The organism is Sporichthyaceae bacterium (genome assembly GCA_036493475.1).
Taxonomy (GTDB): Bacteria; Actinomycetota; Actinomycetes; order Sporichthyales; family Sporichthyaceae; genus DASQPJ01.
The window spans coordinates 1-3,496 of the sequence record DASXPS010000024.1; the positions used below are offsets into that span (position 1 = coordinate 1).

At 68.2% G+C, this 3,496-nt stretch carries 3 protein-coding genes; all 3 read right to left on the reverse strand.

The window, feature by feature from the left end; translation table 11 throughout:
• Positions 1 to 1,664, reverse strand: a 1,664-nt coding sequence (locus tag VGJ14_02975; GenBank protein HEY2831362.1) for a hypothetical protein, incomplete at its 3' end; no start/stop codon positions are given.
• Positions 1,664 to 3,070 (reverse strand): hypothetical protein, encoded by a 1,407-nt coding sequence (locus VGJ14_02980; protein ID HEY2831363.1) that lies wholly within the window; start codon positions 3,068 to 3,070, stop codon positions 1,664 to 1,666. The genes VGJ14_02975 and VGJ14_02980, both read right to left, overlap by 1 nt.
• A gap of 164 nt (positions 3,071 to 3,234) precedes the next feature.
• Positions 3,235 to 3,496 (reverse strand): hypothetical protein (locus VGJ14_02985; GenBank protein ID HEY2831364.1); only part of this gene is annotated, 262 nt, incomplete at its 5' end.

Genomic DNA, 3,496 nt, shown 5'->3' on the forward strand with positions numbered 1-3,496 from the left:
CGGGCGTGCGCCAGCGCGGTGGGGTCGAAGTGGTCCAACACTTGCCCGATCCGTTGGGCGTAGGGGCCGAAGATCGCCATGAACTGCGCGGCCGGCATCTGCCGCCACTGGCGGGCGAAGAACCCTTTGAGCCGCAGCAGGTTGGGTGCGTGGCGGGGCGCGAACACCGCCAGTGGGCAGAGCAGACACACCCAGGGCCGGGCCGGGCAGGGTTTGCCTTTGGGGCCGTGTAGCCCGGAGAGTTGGTCGGCGCAGGCCGCGACGAACATGTCGCGGGTGCCGCCGACGAGTTCCGCGATCACGGTGTCGTCAAGCCCGAGCGTGGCCATCAACTGGGGATAGTCACGGGCCAAGGCGGCGGTATGTTCCTCGGCCAGCACCACCGGTGGCCGGGCACGGCGCAGCAGATCGTGCTGCGCATCCTCGACAATGGCCTCGACGGCCCGCCGCTGCGAGCCAGTCGGCGTGGACAGGTAGTGATCACCCTCGACATGGGGGCTGTGGTTCGGGTCGATCACCGCTCGGCCGCGCCCCGCCCACGTTCTCTGATCCCGCATCGCGTGGTGTGTGGTGCGGATCCGCGACCGGTGGATCTTCAGCGGGCCACCATCGTCGTTCTTCACGCCATAACGGATCACCCACCGCTGAATCGACATTCGCCCCGCCGCGGTACCCATGCCGATCACGTAGTGCCCTGGCTGAGACAGCCCCAACCACAACCGGCGGCGCTGGTGGGCGTCGGCGAAGCCGCGCAGCAGCGCCGAATGCGACAGCCACTGCTCCAGCAGCCGCACCGCGCGGCGGGGCAGCGTCAGGCTCTCCGTCGCGGTGCGGCGTTTGAGGAAGGACAGCAAGATCGTGGCGTCGCCGGCCCAATCAATGTCACCGATGAGCAGGTCATCGATGCCGTCGGGCACGATCCCGCTGTAGGCGCCGAAGAGCAGCCGGTAGGCGATCAGCATGTCGTTGGTCGGGAACATCTCGGCGCTGGCCTGAGCGAAACCGCCGCGTTGCTGGACCGCGGCTTGGGTGGCGCCCACCTCGGCGCCAAAGTCCGTGCTGGACAACGGGCCGAGACGGGCCAACAGCCAGCGCAGGTTCTCCGGCGTCCACCCACCCAGCCGAGGGTGTTGCCCACGCTCGGCCGCCGCCAACCCCTGCTGATGCGTGGCATAGGACTCGTCGGCGATCGCACGGCATGTCTGGATCAGCCGGTCCCATTCGGCTTCCGAATAGGGCGGCAGCTGGCGGCGGTTGCGCTGCGGGTTGAACGCGCGCCCCGCCGCGAGCTCGGCGACATCGGCCGCCAGGGTCCCGGTCACCGTGTGGAAGGCCTGCAACATTCGGCGGGTGCAGGCTTCCCGTGGAACGCTGGAGCCGATCCAGTACTCGGCCAACCGGGCGCGCCGCAGATCGCGTGCCCGCCCGGTGAACCCGGTCGCGGCGAGTGTGCGGGTCATGTGCCGAATCGACTGCACGTAGTGCGCGCCCACCGAGCCGGCGGCATCCACTGTGCCGTGCGGGTGGATCAGCTCCACCAACCCCACCAGCAGGTCGCGAGCCAGCCCTGGGTTCGGCACGCCGTCCAGATCGAACCGTGCGGTGGTGCCGTCGCTGAACACACAGTCGATCGCCAGCGGGTCTTCGATGACGGTAGCGGGCATCACCACGCCCCACCCTGAGTGTTCTCGTCGGTGTTCTCGTTGAACTCTGCGTCCACTTCCCGCTCGGCCTTGGCGTCGAGCAGGCCGCCGCTGGCGCCGGCATGGTCGTAGGCGTCGCGGTAGATCCGGGTGGTGTCCAGGCGGCGCAGATATTTTTCCGTCACCAGCACTGAGGAGTGCCCGAGTAGGTCCCGCAGCACCAGCATCGGGTCCGCTTTGGACAGATAGAGGGTCAGGGCCGCGTCGGTGTCGGTGTCCTTGACCAGCTTGGCGGCCTGCCGGTAGTGGCCGGTGACCAGATACTCGAGGGTGTGCATGGCCATCGAGTGTCTGAGCCGGTGGGCATGAACGTGCGGGAACCGCGGCTCGAACCTAGTCCGGATCCGGTTGGCGGTGCGTTCGAACACCGACGCCCACGCGGTAAACGGGCCGCCGCCGTTCTTCACCGCCAACAAGCACGAGCCGCCGTCTGGTGCCACCAGGCGGCGACGCTCGCCCGCGGTGAGGGTCTCCCAGCGGCGGCGGACGCCGTTGACCCGCCCACCGCGGGCGTCCGGGTCGGTGACCAGCAGCGGCTCGCCCCACCGAGGTGGCGGTCGCCAGGACGAGCCGGCCGCGGTGACCACCCGGTCGAGCTCGACGTAATGACGTACCGCGGCGAGCGCGTCGTAGGAGATCCACGTGGTGCGGAACTTGCCACCCTTGGTGATCCCGGCCGGCACCGGGAATGGGATCGGCACCGGTGACCGGCGGGCCGGCAGCGCTGCTAGCTCGAAGACCAGCAGGTAGCTGAACTCCCGCAATCGCAGCCCGGTGGACAGCGCCAGCTCACCGACCGCGGCGTTGCGGGCCAGCTCCCGGCCCCGAAACCCCGCGTCCGGTCGACCATCCGGAGCCAGACCACGCAGGCCGTTGAGGAACAACGCGGTGAACTCCGGCTCGAGGTATTTGATCGTGACGTGGGGTTTCGGGGTGCGGCGCACCGCCAGGTTCACTCGCACCTGCCGGCCGGTGCCGGCGAACAACGCCCGCCCCAGCCGGTAGCTGAACGGCTCGGCCCGCGCGTGGCCTTCCTCCATTGCCCACCGGTAGAACAGCGACAACACACTCACATGCCGACCCCACGTCCTGGCCGCGAACCGCCGAGCCGTCGGGCCGGTCGCCCGATATTCGGCGTACTTGCCCAGCGCGTGTTTGAGCCGTTCACGGGTGTCGAACAACCCGACTCCATGCTCGGTGAGGAATTCCATCCACGCCTTGACCACGCCCGCGTAGCTCGCCCACGAGCTCGAAGCAGGACAGCCGCTGGCCGGCAGACCACGCAGCCACCGATTCACCGCCACCGCCGGCCGAGGCTGTCCCGGCCCGTCCTCGAACCGCAGATCGTCATCAATCAAAACCGGCATCCGCTCCGGGATCACCGGCCGATACGCAACGTCCCAGGACTCACAGCCCACGGAGGAAAAGAAGCTCAAGATCATGGTCGGGGACCATAGAAACACCACACGACCCGCGCAAAGCGGAAAGACCACCTCAGCACGACCCCCGAGTCGGAATCGCAACACGACAACTAAGCAGAGAGAAAGTGTCGGAACGCGTGAGGTTTCACCACTCCAAGCCCGGCGCGTTGTCCGGCCCGGCCGAGCATCCGTCGCGCTCCTACCGGTGCCCACGGTTGGCCGAGGTTGACCCCGCGCAGTTGGACCAGGAGCATGCCGTGCTCGATGCCACGCGGATACTCGCTGGTCATGTAGTCGAAGTAGGTGTGCACCATCGCGGGGCTGACTCGTCTGAGCAAACCTCCGATCACGACGCCGTGATCAATGCGCCAC

What these genes read in the sequence shown, in the direction of transcription:
- VGJ14_02980 (HEY2831363.1), bottom strand. Translation starts at nt 3,070, where the DNA reads ATGCCGGTTTTGATTGATGACGATCTGCGGTTCGAGGACGGGCCGGGA.